At 39.6% G+C, this 18745-nt stretch carries 17 protein-coding genes; 4 read left to right on the top strand and 13 right to left on the bottom strand.

The features are described from left to right. Positions 1-4: 4 nt before the first annotated feature. The 3 genes from ABXG83_RS02445 to ABXG83_RS02435 form a co-directional block, all read right to left on the bottom strand. Positions 5-1033 (bottom strand): type IX secretion system membrane protein PorP/SprF, encoded by a 1029-nt coding sequence (locus ABXG83_RS02445; RefSeq protein WP_353549904.1) that lies wholly within the window; start codon positions 1031-1033, stop codon positions 5-7. Position 1034: 1 nt separating this feature from the next. Beyond that, entirely contained in the window at positions 1035-4565 is a 3531-nt protein-coding gene (locus tag ABXG83_RS02440; protein WP_353549903.1) for a PKD domain-containing protein, read from the bottom strand. Between the two features lie 209 nt (positions 4566-4774). Further along, entirely contained in the window at positions 4775-5407 is a 633-nt protein-coding gene (locus ABXG83_RS02435) for a WbqC family protein (protein WP_353549902.1), read from the bottom strand. Between the two features lie 381 nt (positions 5408-5788). On the opposite strand from ABXG83_RS02435, the gene ABXG83_RS02430 reads away from it, so the two are divergent. Next, positions 5789-6232 (top strand): LEA type 2 family protein, encoded by a 444-nt coding sequence (locus tag ABXG83_RS02430; protein WP_353549901.1) that lies wholly within the window; start codon positions 5789-5791, stop codon positions 6230-6232. A 128-nt stretch (positions 6233-6360) separates the two neighbouring features. Here the strand turns inward: ABXG83_RS02430 and ABXG83_RS02425 are convergent, their stop codons facing one another. Both ABXG83_RS02425 and pyrE read right to left on the bottom strand, forming a co-directional pair. Next, positions 6361-6765 carry a hypothetical protein gene (locus ABXG83_RS02425; RefSeq protein WP_353549900.1) on the bottom strand — a complete coding sequence of 135 codons (405 nt, stop codon included), beginning with the start codon at positions 6763-6765 and terminating at the stop codon, positions 6361-6363. A gap of 116 nt (positions 6766-6881) precedes the next feature. Further along, positions 6882-7514: an orotate phosphoribosyltransferase gene (gene pyrE / locus ABXG83_RS02420; protein ID WP_353549899.1), complete on the bottom strand. Its 633-nt coding sequence runs from the start codon at positions 7512-7514 to the stop codon at positions 6882-6884. A gap of 69 nt (positions 7515-7583) precedes the next feature. Between pyrE and ABXG83_RS02415 the strand changes: the two genes are divergently transcribed. Next, complete coding sequence (locus tag ABXG83_RS02415; RefSeq protein ID WP_353549898.1) at positions 7584-8003, top strand: NUDIX domain-containing protein; 420 nt, start codon at positions 7584-7586, stop codon at positions 8001-8003. A 51-nt stretch (positions 8004-8054) separates the two neighbouring features. Here ABXG83_RS02415 and ABXG83_RS02410 read toward each other — a convergent pair whose 3' ends face one another. The 6 genes from ABXG83_RS02410 to thrS all read right to left on the bottom strand — a co-directional run bounded on the left by ABXG83_RS02410 (position 8055) and on the right by thrS (position 13698). Then, positions 8055-8510: a hypothetical protein gene (locus tag ABXG83_RS02410; protein WP_353549897.1), complete on the bottom strand. Its 456-nt coding sequence runs from the start codon at positions 8508-8510 to the stop codon at positions 8055-8057. Positions 8511-8624: 114 nt separating this feature from the next. Continuing rightward, positions 8625-10055 (bottom strand): arginine decarboxylase, encoded by a 1431-nt coding sequence (locus ABXG83_RS02405; RefSeq protein WP_353549896.1) that lies wholly within the window; start codon positions 10053-10055, stop codon positions 8625-8627. Between the two features lie 141 nt (positions 10056-10196). Next, the gene (gene rplT, locus ABXG83_RS02400; RefSeq protein WP_133475825.1) at positions 10197-10541 is read right to left on the bottom strand and encodes a 50S ribosomal protein L20; all 345 of its coding nucleotides are present in this window, start codon (positions 10539-10541) and stop codon (positions 10197-10199) included. 90 nt (positions 10542-10631) lie between these two features. After that, complete coding sequence (rpmI, locus tag ABXG83_RS02395; protein WP_178889314.1) at positions 10632-10832, bottom strand: 50S ribosomal protein L35; 201 nt, start codon at positions 10830-10832, stop codon at positions 10632-10634. A gap of 275 nt (positions 10833-11107) precedes the next feature. Further along, complete coding sequence (gene infC / locus ABXG83_RS02390; RefSeq protein WP_178889315.1) at positions 11108-11701, bottom strand: translation initiation factor IF-3; 594 nt, start codon at positions 11699-11701, stop codon at positions 11108-11110. A gap of 59 nt (positions 11702-11760) precedes the next feature. Continuing rightward, positions 11761-13698: a threonine--tRNA ligase gene (gene thrS / locus ABXG83_RS02385; RefSeq protein ID WP_353549895.1), complete on the bottom strand. Its 1938-nt coding sequence runs from the start codon at positions 13696-13698 to the stop codon at positions 11761-11763. 217 nt (positions 13699-13915) lie between these two features. On the opposite strand from thrS, the gene ABXG83_RS02380 reads away from it, so the two are divergent. Together ABXG83_RS02380 and ABXG83_RS02375 are read left to right on the top strand one after the other, a co-directional pair. Continuing rightward, complete coding sequence (locus ABXG83_RS02380) at positions 13916-15166, top strand: hypothetical protein (RefSeq protein WP_353549894.1); 1251 nt, start codon at positions 13916-13918, stop codon at positions 15164-15166. A 4-nt stretch (positions 15167-15170) separates the two neighbouring features. Continuing rightward, complete coding sequence (locus ABXG83_RS02375) at positions 15171-15563, top strand: hypothetical protein (RefSeq protein ID WP_353549893.1); 393 nt, start codon at positions 15171-15173, stop codon at positions 15561-15563. A 144-nt stretch (positions 15564-15707) separates the two neighbouring features. On the opposite strand, the gene ABXG83_RS02370 is transcribed toward ABXG83_RS02375, so the two are convergent. Both ABXG83_RS02370 and ABXG83_RS02365 read right to left on the bottom strand, forming a co-directional pair. Then, positions 15708-18059, bottom strand: coding sequence for a TonB-dependent receptor (locus ABXG83_RS02370; RefSeq protein ID WP_353549892.1), 2352 nt, complete (start codon positions 18057-18059; stop codon positions 15708-15710). Positions 18060-18116: 57 nt separating this feature from the next. Then, complete coding sequence (locus tag ABXG83_RS02365) at positions 18117-18701, bottom strand: DUF3347 domain-containing protein (protein ID WP_353549891.1); 585 nt, start codon at positions 18699-18701, stop codon at positions 18117-18119. Between the last annotated feature and the right edge of the window lie 44 nt (positions 18702-18745).

Genomic DNA, 18745 nt, shown 5'->3' with positions numbered 1-18745 from the left:
CTGATCACCAAAGATTACGCGGACACCAGTCTCCATATTTATTTCCCAATTGAAAACCGATCAGAATCTCATGAGTTCCTTTGCTGACAGTATTCAGCCTGGAGGTTTGCAGATCATAAGAGTAACCGATATTGATGTTGTGACTGATATTCAATCCCACCATACCTGCAAATCCATCCTGATAACGATAAGATCCTCCCACCCATAAAAGATCCTGGTACATAAACTTGGCGTTTACATCAAATCCAATGGGCAAAGGTGATACGTAACGAATCAATGTTGATGGCAATAAACTTACATCCTGTGATAACTGCATACGATAACCTGCACTAAAAAAAAGATGCGGCACCAGTTTCCCTTTCTCTACATAAACCGTGTTATTGGAGAACGCCACATTTTGAGGAACGATTTGTTGCGCAGATACCCCTAAAAAATAGTCTTTTGAATACAACCATAATCCGGCACTGATATCAGGTCTGATCTGATTGATCAAACCACTGCCTGCCACGGCAGGATCAACTGTTGTTGTACCAAAATTGAGTTTGGATGCATCTAAACTCATATTACTGATACCGGCTGAAACACCTGCAGATAGACTGGTTGTTGGAGAAATCCCTAAATGATAAGAATATGTACCAAAAGCGGCAAAGCGATTGAGTGGACCTGTTTTATCATTCAACATGGTAAACCCAATACCATGATGAGGCTCTGCAGACTGATAACTTTGCCAATATGCTTGTCCGCGAGGGTTCTCTCCTCTTGCACGCATACTTGTCGCGGTTTCCCAACCAAAATCATTTTTCTTTAAGGGTCCATGCATGGTGATATAGGTCGTCACCGGTGCATCTTGTATGCCAACCCATTGCATACGATGAGAAGCTTTTACATCCCAATAATTCTCAATACCTGCAACGGCAGGATTGATGATGTAATTATTCATGATATACTGGGTATAGTATGGACGCTGTTGTGCTGTAACCACAACGGTCATGAATATGCCCACCAATAATACATATAGTTTCAAACTCTTCATGCTATCTGATAATCGTTATGGACCCGGTATAAATCGGTTTTCCATTTTTGGGATTAATGATATAATAGTATGTGCCAATTGGTAACAGGTGTCCCTGTGATGTACCATCCCAAGGCCTGTTATATCCAAAAGAACGAAAAACAACTTGTCCATACCTGTTAAATACATCAACGGTTGCCCCGGGATAGCTTTCAAGATACTTAATATTCCAGGTATCATTGACACCATCACCATTGGGGGAAAAGGCATTGGGGATTTCGGGCGACTTCAATACTTTGATAAAGATGGTATCACTGACCGAACAACCGCCCTCTCCTGTTACCGTAAAAGTATAACGGATATCATCTACCGGTTTTGAGACAGGTGAATAAGCCGTATCGCTGCTCAAGAAAGAAGCAGGTGTCCATAAATAACGGAGATCATTGCCATACACAAATGATGGATTCAATTTGATCTGACCACCTTCCAATATCGTTACGCTCTTATTACCCATATTGAGTACGGGAAGAGGGTATACTGTTAATGTGAGCATTGCAGTATCACTGACACAGCCTGCAGCACTATACACGTGCAGCGTTGTATTAAAAGAGCCTGAATCTTTATAAGCACGAACAGGATTTTGAATGGTTGAAGTATTTCCTTTTCCAAGATCCCACACCCATCGGCTGGGCAACACAGCCGATCTTGTTGCACTTTGATCGATGAAAGATACCGGTTCATCAAAACAAATCTCAGCACTTGATACGGTAAATGCAGCCAATGGATTCGGATGTACGGTAATCGTCTTCGTTAATTCACTCACACAAGTATTCCCTCCCGAATAGGAAACCAATCTGATATTGAAATTTTGTCCCGCAGTATTGGATACAGCATATTTATTATTATATGCTTTATTCATTGTCGGCGACTCATCCGTTTGAAATGCGGTGGGATTATTGACCCTGTCCCAGTAAATTTCAGATCTTGTTACCGAGCCAAAATCAACGGTTGATTTATTCAATATTACAACAGGTGTCTTGGCACAGAGTACCGAATTCATTTGTACCTCAAAATCAGCTTTGGGGATGGATCCGTTGACCGTAAAATTTTGCGAAACAGTATTCACACATCCATCTTTAGAAGTTACTCTGAGAGAGACCGTATAATTATCCGATTTATTGTATTTCACTTGCGGATTCTTCAGGGTACTGCTATTGATATTTGGAGCAGGACTTACTGCCGGTGTTCCTGCATTGAAATTCCATACATAAGTAAACTGAGCTTCTGAGCCATCCGATATTTTACTGGTATCTGTGAACTGTGCGCTGGCATCGTTCAAACAAACTTCGGGTAATATAAAACCGGGTTGTGGTAAAGGATGTACAAAAGGTAATGTGGCAGGGATAAATACATCACTTTTACAACCTGAAGCGGTTTCTACTTGTAAGCTAACATTCTTCCCTCCTGTGGTGGTGTATTTGGTGGTTTGTGGTGCATTGGTTGTAGCAACAATGCTTCCATTTCCATCACCAAGATCCCAGGTCCATTTATTGATAGTACCTACCTGACTGGTAGATGCATCCGTAAATGTGATATCAGTATCTGTACAACGAACAGATGAGAAATTAAAATTCGCAATAGGCTTTGTAGTGATCGATAAAACTTTGGTAACCTCTTCAGACACACAGCCAATATCTGAAACCGTTCGAAGTTTTACATTGAAATTGCCGGGTTGTGCATAGACGACGCCATGTGTTTCATTGGTGAGATCAAGATTGGTACCATTACCCAGATCCCAAAGCCATCTTACACCGGATGTTTTCGGTGTATTGAAAGTCACAACATCCGAAACACATCCGCTAGCGGTAAATGAGAAATCAGCAATGGGTTTGCTATTCACTTTAACAGGAATGGTAAATACTTGATCAGTACTACCACAACCATCTGGCGTAGCAGAAGTTGTATATAATTTGATAGTATCTCGTAATGCGTTGGTATTTGTTGAAGTAAACTGAAATGTTTTGCCTGTGCTATAATAGTACAAACTTTGTCCGCCTACAATTAACGTGCTATCTGCAGCCGGGGTATTTATGATACCAATGGCGGTACTGGGTGTAATATTAGGCGCGGCTGTAAAATCCCATCTAAGACTTGTTGGTTGAAAGCCAAGTGGTACAGAGAACTGAACAGGAGTATTGATACAAGTAACCGCTGAGTCAATACGCGTGTATGGATTACTAAATGAGGCTTGTCGACTAAAGTCTCTCAAATTTGTGCCTGCATTGTATCCATAACTTTCTGCAGCTCCAAATCCATATGCAATGGCATTGAATCCTGTATCTGAATAAAGATTATGAGATCCTGCTGAAACATTTAATGTAGCATAGTAATAATTTGGTTCTGAAGGATGAACTTTAAAAGAATCTGAAATTAATCTACCATCCAGTTTAAAACTTTTTTCCCCACCTTTTTTTACTACTACGTTAATATAGCTTTGAATAATATTAAATCTATCAGCCGAGTAAAGCGTTATGTCATTAATAGTTTGTTCAACAGGGCTCAATAAAATCATTTCTGGATCACCTCCAGGTGTGGTATTAGGGTTGCCTTCCGTTCCTTGAGTAGTACAATATTGAGCAACTAAAATTGGCTTATCAGATTCAATTAGATTTGGCAGGGCTGCACCAGTTCCAGATATGTTACTATTTTTAAACTGATAGTAAAATCCATTTACTAATAGATTATTCGGAATAATGTTGCCATTCAATTTTACAATAGTAGAAGGATCAGAAACACAAATTCTATAAAAATTATTGGGTTGAGGACTGGTGGGAACAGTTAAATATTTTTTTCCCCATGCTACTATCGGAAATGCTTGGGCAAACAAATTATCTGCACTACCACTATTACCTCCTCCAATACTAATTTTACCTGTTCCTGAAAAAACTGCAATTTTTTTACAAGATCCAGAACTATTAGAACTAATTGATTTAACCTTTGATCCTGTCAAGTCTGATCCTGTTGCTCCATTAGTAGTTCCAAGTACACTGTATATCTGACCTTTATTTAGCTTAACAGTAAAGGGTTTATTTATTTCTTTATTATTTCTATTAGCCGCACTTGGTGTTATTTCAACTAATGTATTGTCCTCAGTAGCAACGACAAAAAAAAATGAATTAGAAAAAGGATCATTTGAAAACTGAGAATAACTAAGTGCATAATATTCTTGCCCTAATGTATTTGTTGGAAATAACAAAGAAGCCCCAGAAACGCTCTGGTTATAAATATGGGCATAAGCTACAATATCCTCAGTACTGGTAATGTGTATACCATGATTATATGTCCCAGTATCTGCAATTCTTGTATCTTGATTTCCTGATTTTGGTATTGGATTCGAAACAGTTACTTGGCCCTTCGTGACCGTATAAGTCTGAGTATAATTAATTGAAGGGACTTCAACCGTAACAGAGGCATCTTTGTTTGATGTAAAATAGAGTATCATGTCTTGTGATCCACCATTAGATTGAGGCACTCCGGTAGTCAATGAAACCATTCTTACATGATACCCGTAGCCTAGCCAAAAATCCTTGCCTTTATTAGAAAAATCTTGAGCATACAAAGAAAAGACACTACATAGGAGCAGTGAGAGCAAAAGTAATTTTCTATTATTCATCAGGGTGTTATACACAAACACTACATTGACCACGTTGGGTTACAAAGGTTTAAAATTAAGGTTTCAACCCTATTCCAACCTAAGATTATTTAAATGGGTAAAATGTTGCCTTTCAGCAGCGAATGAGCGGATGGACCCATGCAAAACAAAAGGTCTAAAATGCTGAGATTAGGCTGAAAACCGATTCGATCTTCAAATACCTGTCGATACCGGATCTTAAATGCATCCAATTGAAAGTTTTTGGGCACCCATCGATTACGGAAGTCCGTATGATCCTGGATCGGCGGAGTCTGGTAAGACGAGGTTTCAGCATAGCTCGACGGTATCTTCAACACCTTCCAAAGCCAGTTTCGGATATCCCGGTTGAGATCGATCAGATATACTGGTTTGCTGGTAAAGATGTTTTCCAGTCCATCCCGATAGAATTCATAAAAAGGAGATCGGTTGTAACAAGATTCGATCGTGCGCCAATGTTGCTGTTGCCAGGGCAACGAATAACTGATTTTAACATCGCTGATCGGCTGCTTTTGATCACGCCCTTTTTCCAGAGGAACAGACAAGTGAACCAATCCATTACTCCCCGCTACTACCATTCTATTGCGAAAACTCATTTTTTGAAAGCTCTCATATACTTCAAATTCAATATTTGAAAATTGAAACAAAGCATTAGTGTAATTAATGCTTCCAAAATATTGATATTCAATTATTAAATTATCATTCATAATTAAAAACTAACAAAACCGCCTTTCGTTCAAAAACATTGACTATTAAGCAAATAAAAGATGCATATATTATTTCATTAAATTATTCTAAAATAATGATAATCAATATTTTAAATTAAATTGGTAATACTAAATAAAATAGCTTCATAGTAAAATTAATAAAAGTATCAAAAAGCTAAATTATTTAGGAGAATAATTCATAAAAAAAGTCACCTCCGCTCCTTTCGAAACACTTCAATGACTTTTGATTGAATAAAGATAACTCAGTATTGATTCCATCCATTCACATTCTCCTCACAGTGAAAATTGACTTGATTGGATTGATTGATAAATGGCAAAACGGCAATCGTACAATCCGCTAATTTGCACCAAATTGAAATTGTGAAGTATCTTCTATTACTTTGGATTGTATCGGTCGGATTATTCGCTTGTCAAAAACCGCAGGCTTTTGATTACCGGAATGTGAAAAATGTAAAGATTGAAAAGCTAGGGTTCGAAAAGTCCACCCTAAGTATGGACCTGGTTTACTACAACCCGAATGCCTTCGGGGTTGATCTGAGAAAGGTAGATGCGGATATTTATATCGACAATCACTATCTCGGCAAATACCAATTAGATACCTTAATGCATATCCAACGTAAAGCCGAATTTGTACTTCCCTCCCGTATTCAGGTGGATATGCGTGGTATTTTCAAAAATGCATTGACAGTACTTTTCAATAAAGAAGTACTATTACATGTGAAAGGCACGACAAAAGTGGGTAAAGCCGGCTTCTTCAAAACCATTCCTTTCGATTACGAAGCCAGGCACAAATTGGAATTGTAAGTTTCAAGAGACAAGAATATAGGATTCAATCAAGGTACAAGGTATCAATCAGCTGTCTGTAGATTGCTTGTTCCCTGCTCTTTGTGTCTTGAAACTCCCTTATATCTTGCCCTCTTGTATTTCGAATCTTAATTAAAGGGTTTGACGTGACAAGGCTTTCTTGGCTGTGGTCCACCTCCATCCGTTGCCCTTTTGCAGGCCGGAGGTAAGCGTTTATAAGCGTCTTCAGTGGCCTTGGTATCATCTGCATCAAAACCGGCATTATTGAGCGTCACTTTAAGTGCATCCGGGTTGGTATAATTGGGTAGGTATTGTATCCTGATCTCTCCTTGCAACAAATTGATCTTCCATTGAACCAATCCGCCTTCGATGATCCCTTTTTCTTCCAGCAAAAATTTATCCAATACTTCTTTGCACTCCCAGCATTTGAGATTATTGGATTTGATGGTCACCCATTCCGGTTTAGCTTGTTGAGCATTTGTCAGCTTGCCCAAAGCAATACAAAGAGTCATCAACAGTAACATCTTTTTCATAGCTTACAATTTAAGTGATTCATTCAGTGCTATTCTGTGTCTTTAGTGGCAATTCTTTTATTAGACACCTAATTAACAATAAATGTTGCCACAGAGGGCACTGAGTTACACAGAAATTAGAGACCCTTCCAATTAGCGGGGTCTTTTCTCCACTCCAGCAATAACTGTTCCGTTTCTGCAGATACCTGTCCTTTTTCAACTGCCAGACTGATCAAACTGCTATAGTTGGTCAATGATTTGTAGGTGACACCTGCTTTAGCAAAAGCCTCATCGGCATGCGAAAATCCATAAGTAAAAATGGAGACCATCCCTACTACTTCAACACCTGCTGCACGCAATACATCTACAACCTGTAAACTGCTTTTACCGGTAGAAATCAAATCTTCGATGACCAATACTTTTTGTCCAGCCGAATAAAACCCTTCAATCTGATTCCCCATTCCATGCTCTTTGGGTTTTGGACGAACATATACATACGGCAATTTCAACTGATCAGCAGCCATTGCACCCCATGCAATACCCGCTGTAGCCACTCCCGCCAGCATTTCTGCTTCCGGGAATCCTTCAAAGATGACATTGCATAATTCACTCTTAATAAAATCCCGAACATAAGGAAATGACAATACTTTACGATTATCACAGTATATCGGGCTCTTCCATCCACTTGCCCAGGTAAAGGGTTGATCTGGACTGAGTTTTACAGCGGCTACCTGAAGTAGCTTTTCCGCTACAGCTTTTTCATTAGTCATGCTGCGAATGTAGAGCAATTAGTCAATTGTAAAATTTGAAAATTTGAAAATAATGACCAGATTTGACCCATGGGACTAAAAATAATAAAGGCTGCAGGCGGATTGGTTTTGAATGAGAAGCAGGAAATACTCATGATCTTTAGAAGAGGTAAATGGGATCTTCCTAAAGGAAAACTCGACGAGGGCGAAACAATAGAAACTTGTGCTGTTCGGGAAGTGATGGAAGAGACCGGATTAAGCGACGTAACATTGGGCCCATTGCTAACGGTGACCCACCACACTTATTTTGATCCATGGATCAAAGAAGAAGTCATCAAAGAAACATACTGGTACCAAATGCAAGCCACAGTTGATCAAACACTGATCCCGCAAACATCAGAAGATATTGAAGTGATTGAATGGGTTTCTTCAGCAACCCTTTCGGATAAATTAGCGGATAGTTATGATACGATTGTGGAGGTGGTGGGGAAGTTGACAGTTGATAATTGACAGTCTTTTTTCCTCCTATCAACTATCAACTATCAACTGTCAACTCAAAAACTACTTCTCACAAGGCTCCTTCCTTCTGGTATCGATCAGGTAATGAATCTTCCAACCATTTTTTTCACGGAGTAATTGGAAAGAGTTCACTCCACAGTGACTAAAGTTTCCGTTGAAGTAAAATTTGTAGGGAGTCCATACAGATGCGAGTGCTCCATCTATTTTGACAGTTTCGAATTGAATGCGCTCATCAGCTGCATTCTTCTGTAATCCTGCAATACTTCTTCCGAAATTGGATACTAACTCGGTTTTCACAGCCATGTTTCCGTCTTTATCACGAACGATGGTTTGCAAAATATTTTTTTCAGAAAAGCAATTCACAACACCCGCTGAATCGGCATTTCGCATGGAAGTAAATAATTGATTGATCACAGCTTTAACAGAATCTTCTGCAGACTGTGCTTTCACAAGCGTTGTTGCAGTGATCAATACGATGAGAAACAGGTATTTTTTCATAATGATTACTTTCATTAAAAATAGCAGTAATTATTGTTTGTACATATCCGCTTATAAAAAAAAGTCAGATCAAACAAGCTTGTCGGATCTGACTTTTAGAAATCGATTGGTAACTTATCTTAAGTAACCAAGTATTTTCAACATACTTTGTGCCGTTTGTTCTTTTGCGTATACCCAATCTTCCAGTTTTCCATTTTTATCATACTCAACGATCACATGTTTGGGAGATGGAATAAGACAATGTTTGATCCCTCCATAACCACTGATCTGATCCTGATAAGCACCGGTATGGAAAAAGCCAACATACAAAGGCTCTTTATTTCCTTCAACATCTTTCGCGTCGGAATTGGTGAGCTTAGGCAGGAACACTTCATTGATATGTTCTTCCGAATCGTAATAATCATGGCTATCACAAGTGATACCACCTAAAACGACTCGCTGGTATTCATTATCCCATTTATTAATGGGCAGCATGAGGAATTTTTCTCCAATGCCCCAAGTATCCGGTAAGGTCGTAATGAAAGATGAATCGATCATATACCAGCACTCGCGATCGTTCTGTACTTTTTGTCCGATCACGCTGTAAATATGTGCCATGCTCTCTCCTACAGTATAACTGCCAAACTCTGTATAGATATTCGGCATAGGTACTTTTGCTTTCTTGCAGGCTTTTTTGATATTGCTTACGATCTCATTGATCATGAACTGATAATCGTATTCAAATCCAAGTGAGTGCTTGATCGGAAATCCACCACCGATATTGATCGAATCCAGTTCTGGACAGATCTTCTTCAACTGACAATACAGATTGATGATTTTATTTAACTCCGACCAGTAATAGATATCATCTTTGATCCCTTTATTCAGGAAGATATGCAACATCTTCAACTGAAATTTATCTTCATATCCTTCGATCTCATCCACATAAAATTCCAAGATATCTTTTGCACGGATGCCTAATCGAGAGGTATAGAAAGGAAAGTTAGGTTCTTCCTCGGCTGCAACACGAATCCCTAAACGGAATGGTTGTTTTACACTGCGCTTATAGGCTTGTAATTCTTCTTTATTATCTAAAATCGGAATAACATTTTTAAAGCCGCTGTTGATCAGCTTTGCAATACGTGAAGTATAAGATTTCTGTTTGTATCCGTTACAGATGATATAAGTCTCTTTATTGATCTTTCTGCGTTGATACAAGCGATTGATGATCTCAATATCATACGCATAAGATGTTTCGAGGTGAATATTATGTTTCAGTGCTTCTTCTACCACAAAAGAAAAATGAGAACTCTTGGTACAGTAGCAATAAAAATATTCGCCTTCATACTTATGCTTTTTAAAAGCATCGGCAAACATCTTTTTAGCTTTGTTGATCTGCATCCCGATCTTAGGGAGATAGGTCAGTTTCAACGGAGTTCCGTACTTCTCGATGATTTTTTTAAGATCCAGTTCATTGAACTGCAAATAGCCATCGTCATTAACATCGAATCCTTCTTGTGGAAAATGGAAGGTCTGGTTCACCAGCGAGGTGTAGGTATTGTTCATTAGCCGGGTTAGTGGTTGTTTAGTGTGAACAAGAATGGTACCTTATTGAAACAACAAAAATAGTTCTTTGTACAGTTCTGCAAATAAAAAAACCGGGAAGTAGGGTTACTTCCCGGTTATATTTTTGATCAGGGTTACTGATTACTTTACAGAATTTACCAGTGCCTTGAAACTAGCTGGCTCATTCATAGCCAGATCCGCCAGCACTTTACGGTTCAGATCGATACCTTTTACTGCAAGCTTATTGATAAACTGGCTGTAGGTCAATCCTTCTTCTCTTACTGCTGCGTTGATACGGGCGATCCAAAGCTGACGGTATTCGCGCTTCTTCAACTTACGACCAACATAGCTGTAGGTCATACCTTTTTCAACAATATTTTTGGCTACGGTGTATACATTTTTACGTTTACCGTAGAATCCTTTAGCCTGCTTGAGGATACGCTTCCTGCGGGCTCTTGATGCTACTGCATTTACTGAACGTGGCATAATAACTTTTTTTAACTCCTTCTTCGGTAAACCGATATCAGGATTTGTTTTTTAATGGTTTGATTCCCTTCCGGGGATGATTGGCTTTGATTAACCTTTCAAACGCAATAAGCGCAGAACGAAATCTTTGTTAGGAGCTCCAACAACACCTTTCTTGTTCAATGCTCTTTTACGCTTTTTTGATTTTTTGGTTAAAATGTGCCTTTTGAAAGCTTTCTGGAAGGTGATCTCTCCACTGCCAGTCACCTTAAAGCGCTTCTTCGCGCTGGAGTTTGTTTTTACCTTTGGCATAAATAATAATCTGCTTAAGATTACACCCTGCTGGCGGCCTCGAACAGACGAGACACTTGTTGAGCCATACGGGAAAAATTTGGAGTGCAAAAGTAGGAAAAAAACAGAGAAATAAGAAATAAGGAACAGAGAAACAGGGATTTTTAAGCTACAAACCCTTTTATAGCAGAAATGTCGATGAAAATCATCGACATTTCTGCTATAAAAAATTGAAAATCAGAGCATTAAAACCTTTTCAATGGTCCTGTGTTTCTAATTTCTTATTCCTCTGTTTCTTATTCCTCTGTTTTACTAGCTGCTTTTTTCTTACCTGTTTTAGGCGTAAAGATGGCAAACATTCGCTTTCCTTCCAGTTTAGGCATGCTTTCCAAAGATCCGGCTTCAGCCAAACGCTCAGCAAATTTGAGCAGTAACAATTGTCCACGGTCTTGGAACATGATCGCACGTCCTTTGAACTGAACATAGGCTTTTACCTTATTGCCATCTTTCAGGAACTTTTCTGCATGTTTGGCTTTGAAATCGAAGTCATGATCATCGGTTCCAGGCGTAAAGCGAATCTCTTTGATCTCACTTTGCTTGGAATTGGCTTTCATCTCCTTTTCCTTCTTCTTCTTTTCGTAAAGGAACTTTTTATAATCGATCACCTTACAAACGGGAGGGTCAGCAGTTGGAGAAATTTCCACTAGATCCAATTCTTGCTCTTGCGCAATTTTCAATGCTTCTTGTGTAGAGTAAACTCCAACAGTTACATTGTCGCCAACCAAACGCACTTGTGGTACACGGATTCTTTCGTTGATACGATGTTCAGGCTCCGGTTGCCTGTTAAACCTGGGATTGAATCTTCCGCCCCCTCTTGGTGGTAATGCCATTAAAACTTGTTTAGTTAAAAATTTAGGTGTTAAAGATATAGCTATTTCCTTATTCCGAATTATTCCCCGCCTTTTCGGTGAAGAATTTCGTCCTGGATCATTGCTGTAAAGGCTGCTAATTCCTGCGTTCCCATATCACCTTTTCCTTGTCTGCGTACCGCCAGCTTTCTGTCAGCCGCTTCTTTCTCTCCCACTACAAGCATATATGGAACTCGACTCAATTCTGTATCACGGATCTTCTTACCGATCTTCTCACTTCGATCATCGATCTCTACTCGCACACCAATGGAACGCAGCGACTGCTTTACTTCCAGCGCATAATCCATGAACTTGTCACTGATCGGAAGGATCTTAACCTGTAATGGTGCCAACCATACCGGGAATTTTCCTGCATAGTGCTCTAAAAGGAACCCAATGAAACGCTCATGTGTTCCAAGCGGAGCACGGTGAATGATCAATGGCACTTCAGGCTGATTGTTCTGGTTTACATAATTCAACTTGAATTTGTTTCCGGAATTGAAATCTACCTGATTGGTTGCCAATGTAAACTCTCTTCCGATCGCACTCCATATCTGCACATCGATCTTAGGTCCATAGAATGCTGCTTCATCCGGTACTTCTACAAATGGAATATTGGATTCGATCAATACATCGCGTACCATTGATTCTGTTTCTTTCCAGAGCTCAGGCTCATTCACATATTTAGCACCCAGTTTTGTAGGTTCATGTAAGCTCAAACGCATTACATATTTATCAATGCCAAATATTTTGAAGTACTTAATGTACATATCATTCACCGCACGGAATTCTGCTGCGAACTGCTCTTTACTGCAGTAAATATGCGCATCATTCATATGCAAACAGCGAACACGCATCAAACCAAACAATTCACCACTCTGCTCATAACGATAACAAGTACCATATTCTGCAATACGGAATGGAAGATCCTTATAGCTCTTGGGTTCTGCATCAAATATTTTATGGTGATGCGGACAGTTCATCGCCTTTAGATAATATTTGGTGCCATCCAGCTCCATCGGAGGAAACATACTATCTGCATAATAAGGAAGGTGACCGCTGGTGAGATACATACTCTCTTTTGCGATATGTGGTGTCACTACTCGCTTATAGCCTGCATCTTCTTCTGTTTGCTTAGCCAGTTTTTCTAACTCTTCTATAATAACCGTTCCATTGGGCAACCATAAAGGCAACCCCGCTCCCACATCATCATCCATGGTGAAAATACCCAGTTCTTTCCCCAGCTTACGATGGTCTCTTTTCTTGGCTTCTTCCAGCATCAAAAGATATTCATCCAGTTCTTTTTGATTGGGGAAAGTAACACCATATAAACGGGTCAGCATTTTATTCTTCTCATCTCCTTTCCAATAAGCACCTGCAATACTGGTCAATTTGATGGCTTTGATAAATCCAGTGTGTGGGATATGTGGTCCACGACATAGGTCAGTAAACTGTCCTTGAGTATAGAAGGTGATAGAACCATCATCCAGACCTTGTAAGAGATCAAGTTTATATTCATCAGACTTATCCTCAAAATATGCAACAGCCTCTTGCTTTGATATTTCTTTACGCTGGTAAGCATTGTTCTGCTTCGCCAGCTCATTCATCTTTTTCTCGATAGCTGCCAGATCTTCTTCTGAGATATGCTGTCCACCCAGATCGATATCATAATAGAACCCTTTATCCAATGCCGGTCCTACCCAAAACTTAACGCCCGGATATAATGCTTCAACCGCTTCAGCCATGAGGTGAGCAGAAGAATGCCAAAAAGTATTTTTACCTTCTGCGTCATCCCAGGTATGTAATTTCAGCGTACTGTCTGTCGTGATCGGGCGTGTGGCATCCCATACTTGTCCGTTAACACTTGCTGCCAATACCTTTCTGGCCAGTCCTTCACTGATTGATTTAGCAATATCCAAAGCACTTACGCCTGCTTCATACTGCCTTTCTGCCCCATCGGGAAAACGAATGTTGATCATTTGTTCGATTGCTGAAAATTGAATAATTCTAAGGATTGCAAAAATAGTGTAAAGCTGCAAGCCGCAAGCCACTAGCTGTAAGTTTTGTACTAATTATAATTTATCCCAATTTCTTAAAGCGCAAACCTTGTGGCTTGTAGCTTGCAGCTCAAAGCTCAAAGCTTATTTAACGCTTCTTTATCAGCATGCACTATATTGCAATCGTAGTTTTGCCCGAATGAGACTGAATATTACCCTAACCTCTTTTTTATTGTTGTTCTCGCTTGCCCTGGGTGCCCAGAATTTAACAGGCATCTGGAGAGGTTATTTTGGGTCATCTACCAGCATGTACAAGGATGATACCCGCATGGAAATGTTCAAATATGAAGTTCAGATCGATCAGCAAAGCAATAATTCTTTAAAGGGGGTTACTTATTCTTACCAGAGTACCGTGTTTTACGGAAAAGCATCATTGCAGGGTATTTATACCGTACAAACCAAAAACCTGATCTTGAAAGAACTTGCAATGCAAGAATTAAAGATCGAAGACAATAGCGAACCATGTCTCATGACTTGCTATCTGGAATATTCCAAAATTGGAAATCTTGAAGTGTTACAAGGGACTTTCATCTCCGTAAATGCCAACAGCAAAGTGGATTGTGGTAGTGGTAAAGTCTATTTGGAAAGGGTAAAAGAATCTGATTTCGCACTGGAACCGTTCTTGGCAAAAAGAGGAGGATTTACATCCAAACGTGGAAAAGATTCTGCCAAACCTCCCGTGAGTCTTAAAAATCCGGTTGTAACTACTAAACCTGGCACGAATGCACCAAAGGATAACACTGTAAAAACACCTTTGAAAATACAAGCGGCTCCTCCTGCCTCTAAAAAACCAACTCCCGTTACTCAAGTACCAACATCAAAAAATAAAGCTGCGGTCACTACTCAAAAACCAGCTGCAAATACTGTTAAGAGCTCACCCAAAACAAAAACACAAACCCCGGCTAAAACGGATGCAACGATCGCACCTCCTCCTGCGTCAAACTGGAAGCAAGATGCTACGATCGCAACCAGAAAAGCTGATACCCCAATTGTGAAGTGGGAACAACCAACAACCACAAAGGGGCCGATACCTAAAGTGTTATTGGAGAGAGAAAACAACCTTATAAAGACCATTTATACCAACGAACGGACTTTAACAGTTGAAATCTTTGACAATGGTACCATCGATAATGATACCATTTCACTCTACCACAACAATAAACTGGTGATCAGTCACGGTAAGTTGAATTTTACACCACTCCGATTCAACATCAAGTGCACGGAAGAAGAGATCAGGCATGAGCTTATTTTGGTTGCGGAAAATCTCGGAGAAATACCACCCAACACAGCGTTGATGGTCATTACAGCCGGAAAAAAACGATACGAAGTGTTTTTAACTTCGAACGAAAAGCGTAATGCCAAAGTAGTTATTGAGTATAAACCTGATTAGTCACATGCTCCAGCGTCTCATTCATCAACCAAAATTTGTTTTCCTTTTTGATGCATTAGGCGCTTTACTTACCAGTACATTGATCGGCGGCTTATTGGTTGCATATCAGTCTCACATTGGGCTTCCCCTTACTTGGCTGTATATCCTGGCTTCCATTGCAGCCATATTCACGATCTTCTCCAGCTCTTGCGCCTCACTAATTCAATCGAATTGGAAACCTTTCCTGATCATCATTATTACAGGAAATGCCTTGTATGCTTGTCTTACCACCACACTGATCATCATGTATAGCAAAGAACTGACAGGCTGGGGCTTTGCTTATTTTATTGGAGAGATCTTTGTTTTACTCGGCGTTATTTGGCTGGAATTAAAGGCAGTGAAAGCGCTATCTCATTAAGATCATCGTTTAGGTTCCGAGATTGAAGTGGATACAAGATACTACAGTTACTATCTGCTGTTCCGAATGATCATATCCTGATGCTGATTACTTGATGCTTTCATCTTCCTTGCCCTCTTATTTCTTGATTCTTGACGCTTCTTCTTACATCTTAATATTCCATGTCACTGCCGGTATCACTGGAAATAGCGATACTTGTCTGGCTGTTACTCGTAAATCTCCGTTCGATGCCTGCCCTTCCTGATCGAAGTAAATGAAATAAGGATTCAGTCTACTGTAAGCATTGTATAAACTGAAGACCCAATTAGAAGTGTACTTCCTCACTTTCTTTGGAGTAGGTGTATAAGTAAAAGACAAGTCCATTCTATGATATGGCTTCATCCGGTAGGCATTGATCCTGCTATACTCCTGCGTGAGGACTCCTCCAACAAAATAAAAACGCTCAGGCAATGATGTTGCATTACCGGTTCCATAAACGAACACTCCTGATACTTTCCATTTTTTGGATAACTCATATGTTCCCACTACCGACATATCATGTCTTCTGTCATAGCGACTCGGATATTTCAATCCATCATTCAGGTCTTTGAATCTTCGCCATGTCCAGCTCAGTGTATAACCGATCCATCCGGTAAATCTTCCGCGCACTTTATTGATGAATAATTCTGCGCCATAACTCCACCCCTTTCCAAAAACAAATTCTTCTTCCGGATCTTTTAAAGAAGGCGTATACCCTTCTTTGTATTCGATCTGATTATTCATGGTTTTGTAATACACTTCCAAAGAAGTTTCAAACATGCCATTATTGAAATTCCTGAAATAACCGGCTGCATATTGCCAACCTGTTTGTGGACGAACCCGAATGGTACTCGGCACCCATAGATCCGTTGGTAATGTAGTACCGGCATTGGTTACTAAATGGATGTATTGAATGTTTCGTGTTATGGCTACTTTAAAGGAAGATAGTTCTGAAATGGCATATCGAACAGTGAGTCTTGGTTCAAATCCGCCATGTGCTTTTACTGTCTGCCCGCGACCGTACACTACACTATCTAATTTATTTCCATTTGCATCTCTTTCATACAAAGTATACCTGCCTATTTGTTGAAAAACGCTATAACGCAATCCCGCATTCACTTTGATCTTATCAGACAGCTCCCAGTCATCCTGTATATAAGCAGCATATTCATTGGCCAGTTTTCTGCTGGCATTATTGGGTTCGAAGATCACAGAATCCTGACTACCACTTACAATATTGGGTAAGAAGGTATGGTGTGTATATTGGATACCAAACTTGAGTTTATGCTCAGGCACCGGATAAAAATCAAAATCAGTTTTTAAATTCAGGTCTCTGATTCCTGATGATAAATTGATGTTGAAATCATTTTGTCTACCTGCCAGTTCAAACTTATAATCATTATACACCGCAGTAGTATTGGCAAATAGTTTCTTATTGAATACATGATTCCAACGCAACGTGGCCGTAGAATTACCCCAGGGTATTCTCGTACTGAACGAGCGCTTAGCATTATTGAAAGTGAATTTATCTCTGCCAAAATAACCACTCAGGTATAACACATCTTTTTCCGAGAACCTATAATTCATTTTCGCATTCAGATCATAGAAATAATAACCCGAACCATAGAACTCACTTTGTTTACTGATAAAAGGTTTTGACAAAAGATCTACATAAGTTCTTCTTGCAGATAAGATATAAGAAGCTTTATTTTTTTTCAAAGGTCCCTGAATCGAAAAACGAGATGCGATTAGTCCGATACCAGCATCGATCTGGGTTTTATTGTTATTCCCTTCTTTCATGGCCACATCTACCACGGATGACAATCTTCCTCCATATTGAGCCGGCATGCCTCCTTTGATCAGTGTTACATTCTTGATTGCATCCGCATTGAAAATGGAGAAGAATCCAAAAAGATGACCTGTATTATACACTACTGCATCATCCAATAAAATAAGATTTTGATCCGGTCCACCACCACGTACATAAAACCCTGCATTGCCTTCTCCGGCATTGCGAACACCCGGCAGAAGTTGTAAGGTTTTCAAAGGATCCACTTCCCCTAGAAAAGCAGGCAGTGCCTTTGCTGTATTCATGCTCAACTCGATCTTACCCATTTGAGCGGTCTTCACATTGTTCTCTCGTTTCCTCGCTATCACGGTCACATTGTTGATGACGGCTGTATTGGGTAAGAGTAAAATATTCTGTTGAATATCTTTTCTAAGATCGATCGTTAACTCGGCTGTTTGGTAACCAATAAAAGAAACCAATAAACGATAGGAGCCTTTTTCTAATGAAATGGAATAAAAACCATACTGATTACTTTGAACACCTTTACCCTGCCCCACTACTTGCAAATTGGCGCCAATCAGAGTTTCGCCGGTCAAAGAATCTTTGAGATATCCATTGAGTGTAACCCTGTCCTGCGCTATCACAGAAAAGACCATACAACACATTAACACCAGAAGTGAACCTCGCATGTAAAGAGAATAAAATGATTGTTGACTGATTTCGGAACAGTAACAGTAAACCGACGATTAGAGTTTTCGGAAATCAATAGAATCTTTTACTTCCCCACAGATCAGCATTTTCTTAGGAAGGTATGGATTACGAATATCTGAGGAATTACTTAACCAGAAAGCCCCGGCATCATTGAATGCCATGGGACAATACTGATGATATACGACTGCTCGATCGTATTTAACAGTACGAATCAGATCATACAACTGCTCACTCAGTACCTGAAACGATTTACGTCTTTCTTCAATATCTTTTTCCTGCTTCACTGCAGTGAGTTCATTATTGATGCCTGTAGTATAGGTTTTAGCAGTTGATACAATACTGGAATCCGCTTTTAATTCACTCAAAACGCCTGCCGCAGCATTGATATCAGCGATCAATTGTTCTGTTCCCTTGGTGATCAAGGTATCATTTTCCTTAATGAACTGATCTTTCAGTTGGAAATAACTATCCAGCATTTTTCCAAATACCAGATTGAAAGTATCAGAATTGGCACTTTGTCCGAGTGGTGCCTGTGGAGCTTCCGTTACAGCTGCTTTTTCATCATTTCCGCCACAAGCGGCCAAGAATAAGATCAGGGAGAAGGCCAATATCCTTTTCATAAGTATAAATTTTGCACAAATTTAAAGCAAATTGAAATGGCAGC

This window comes from Sediminibacterium sp. KACHI17, from assembly GCF_040362915.1.
Classification (GTDB): domain Bacteria; phylum Bacteroidota; class Bacteroidia; order Chitinophagales; family Chitinophagaceae; genus Sediminibacterium.
Note: the sequence above shows the minus strand (reverse complement) of the source record. Positions and strands in the feature narration are given on the sequence as shown.

Bases quoted from the DNA above. Each gene is read 5' to 3' on its own strand.
- ABXG83_RS02445 (WP_353549904.1), bottom strand. From the start codon at position 1,033: ATGAAGAGTTTGAAACTATATGTATTATTGGTGGGCATATTCATGACC.
- ABXG83_RS02440 (WP_353549903.1), bottom strand. From the start codon at position 4,565: ATGGTTTCATTGACTACCGGAGTGCCTCAATCTAATGGTGGATCACAA.
- ABXG83_RS02435 (WP_353549902.1), bottom strand. From the start codon at position 5,407: ATGAATGATAATTTAATAATTGAATATCAATATTTTGGAAGCATTAAT.
- ABXG83_RS02425 (WP_353549900.1), bottom strand. From the start codon at position 6,765: ATGAAAAAGATGTTACTGTTGATGACTCTTTGTATTGCTTTGGGCAAG.
- pyrE (WP_353549899.1), bottom strand. From the start codon at position 7,514: ATGACTAATGAAAAAGCTGTAGCGGAAAAGCTACTTCAGGTAGCCGCT.
- ABXG83_RS02415 (WP_353549898.1), top strand. From the start codon at position 7,584: ATGGGACTAAAAATAATAAAGGCTGCAGGCGGATTGGTTTTGAATGAG.
- ABXG83_RS02410 (WP_353549897.1), bottom strand. From the start codon at position 8,510: ATGAAAAAATACCTGTTTCTCATCGTATTGATCACTGCAACAACGCTT.
- ABXG83_RS02405 (WP_353549896.1), bottom strand. From the start codon at position 10,055: ATGAACAATACCTACACCTCGCTGGTGAACCAGACCTTCCATTTTCCA.
- rplT (WP_133475825.1), bottom strand. From the start codon at position 10,541: ATGCCACGTTCAGTAAATGCAGTAGCATCAAGAGCCCGCAGGAAGCGT.
- rpmI (WP_178889314.1), bottom strand. From the start codon at position 10,832: ATGCCAAAGGTAAAAACAAACTCCAGCGCGAAGAAGCGCTTTAAGGTG.
- infC (WP_178889315.1), bottom strand. From the start codon at position 11,701: ATGGCATTACCACCAAGAGGGGGCGGAAGATTCAATCCCAGGTTTAAC.
- thrS (WP_353549895.1), bottom strand. From the start codon at position 13,698: ATGATCAACATTCGTTTTCCCGATGGGGCAGAAAGGCAGTATGAAGCA.
- ABXG83_RS02380 (WP_353549894.1), top strand. From the start codon at position 13,916: ATGAGACTGAATATTACCCTAACCTCTTTTTTATTGTTGTTCTCGCTT.
- ABXG83_RS02375 (WP_353549893.1), top strand. From the start codon at position 15,171: ATGCTCCAGCGTCTCATTCATCAACCAAAATTTGTTTTCCTTTTTGAT.
- ABXG83_RS02370 (WP_353549892.1), bottom strand. From the start codon at position 18,059: ATGCGAGGTTCACTTCTGGTGTTAATGTGTTGTATGGTCTTTTCTGTG.
- ABXG83_RS02365 (WP_353549891.1), bottom strand. From the start codon at position 18,701: ATGAAAAGGATATTGGCCTTCTCCCTGATCTTATTCTTGGCCGCTTGT.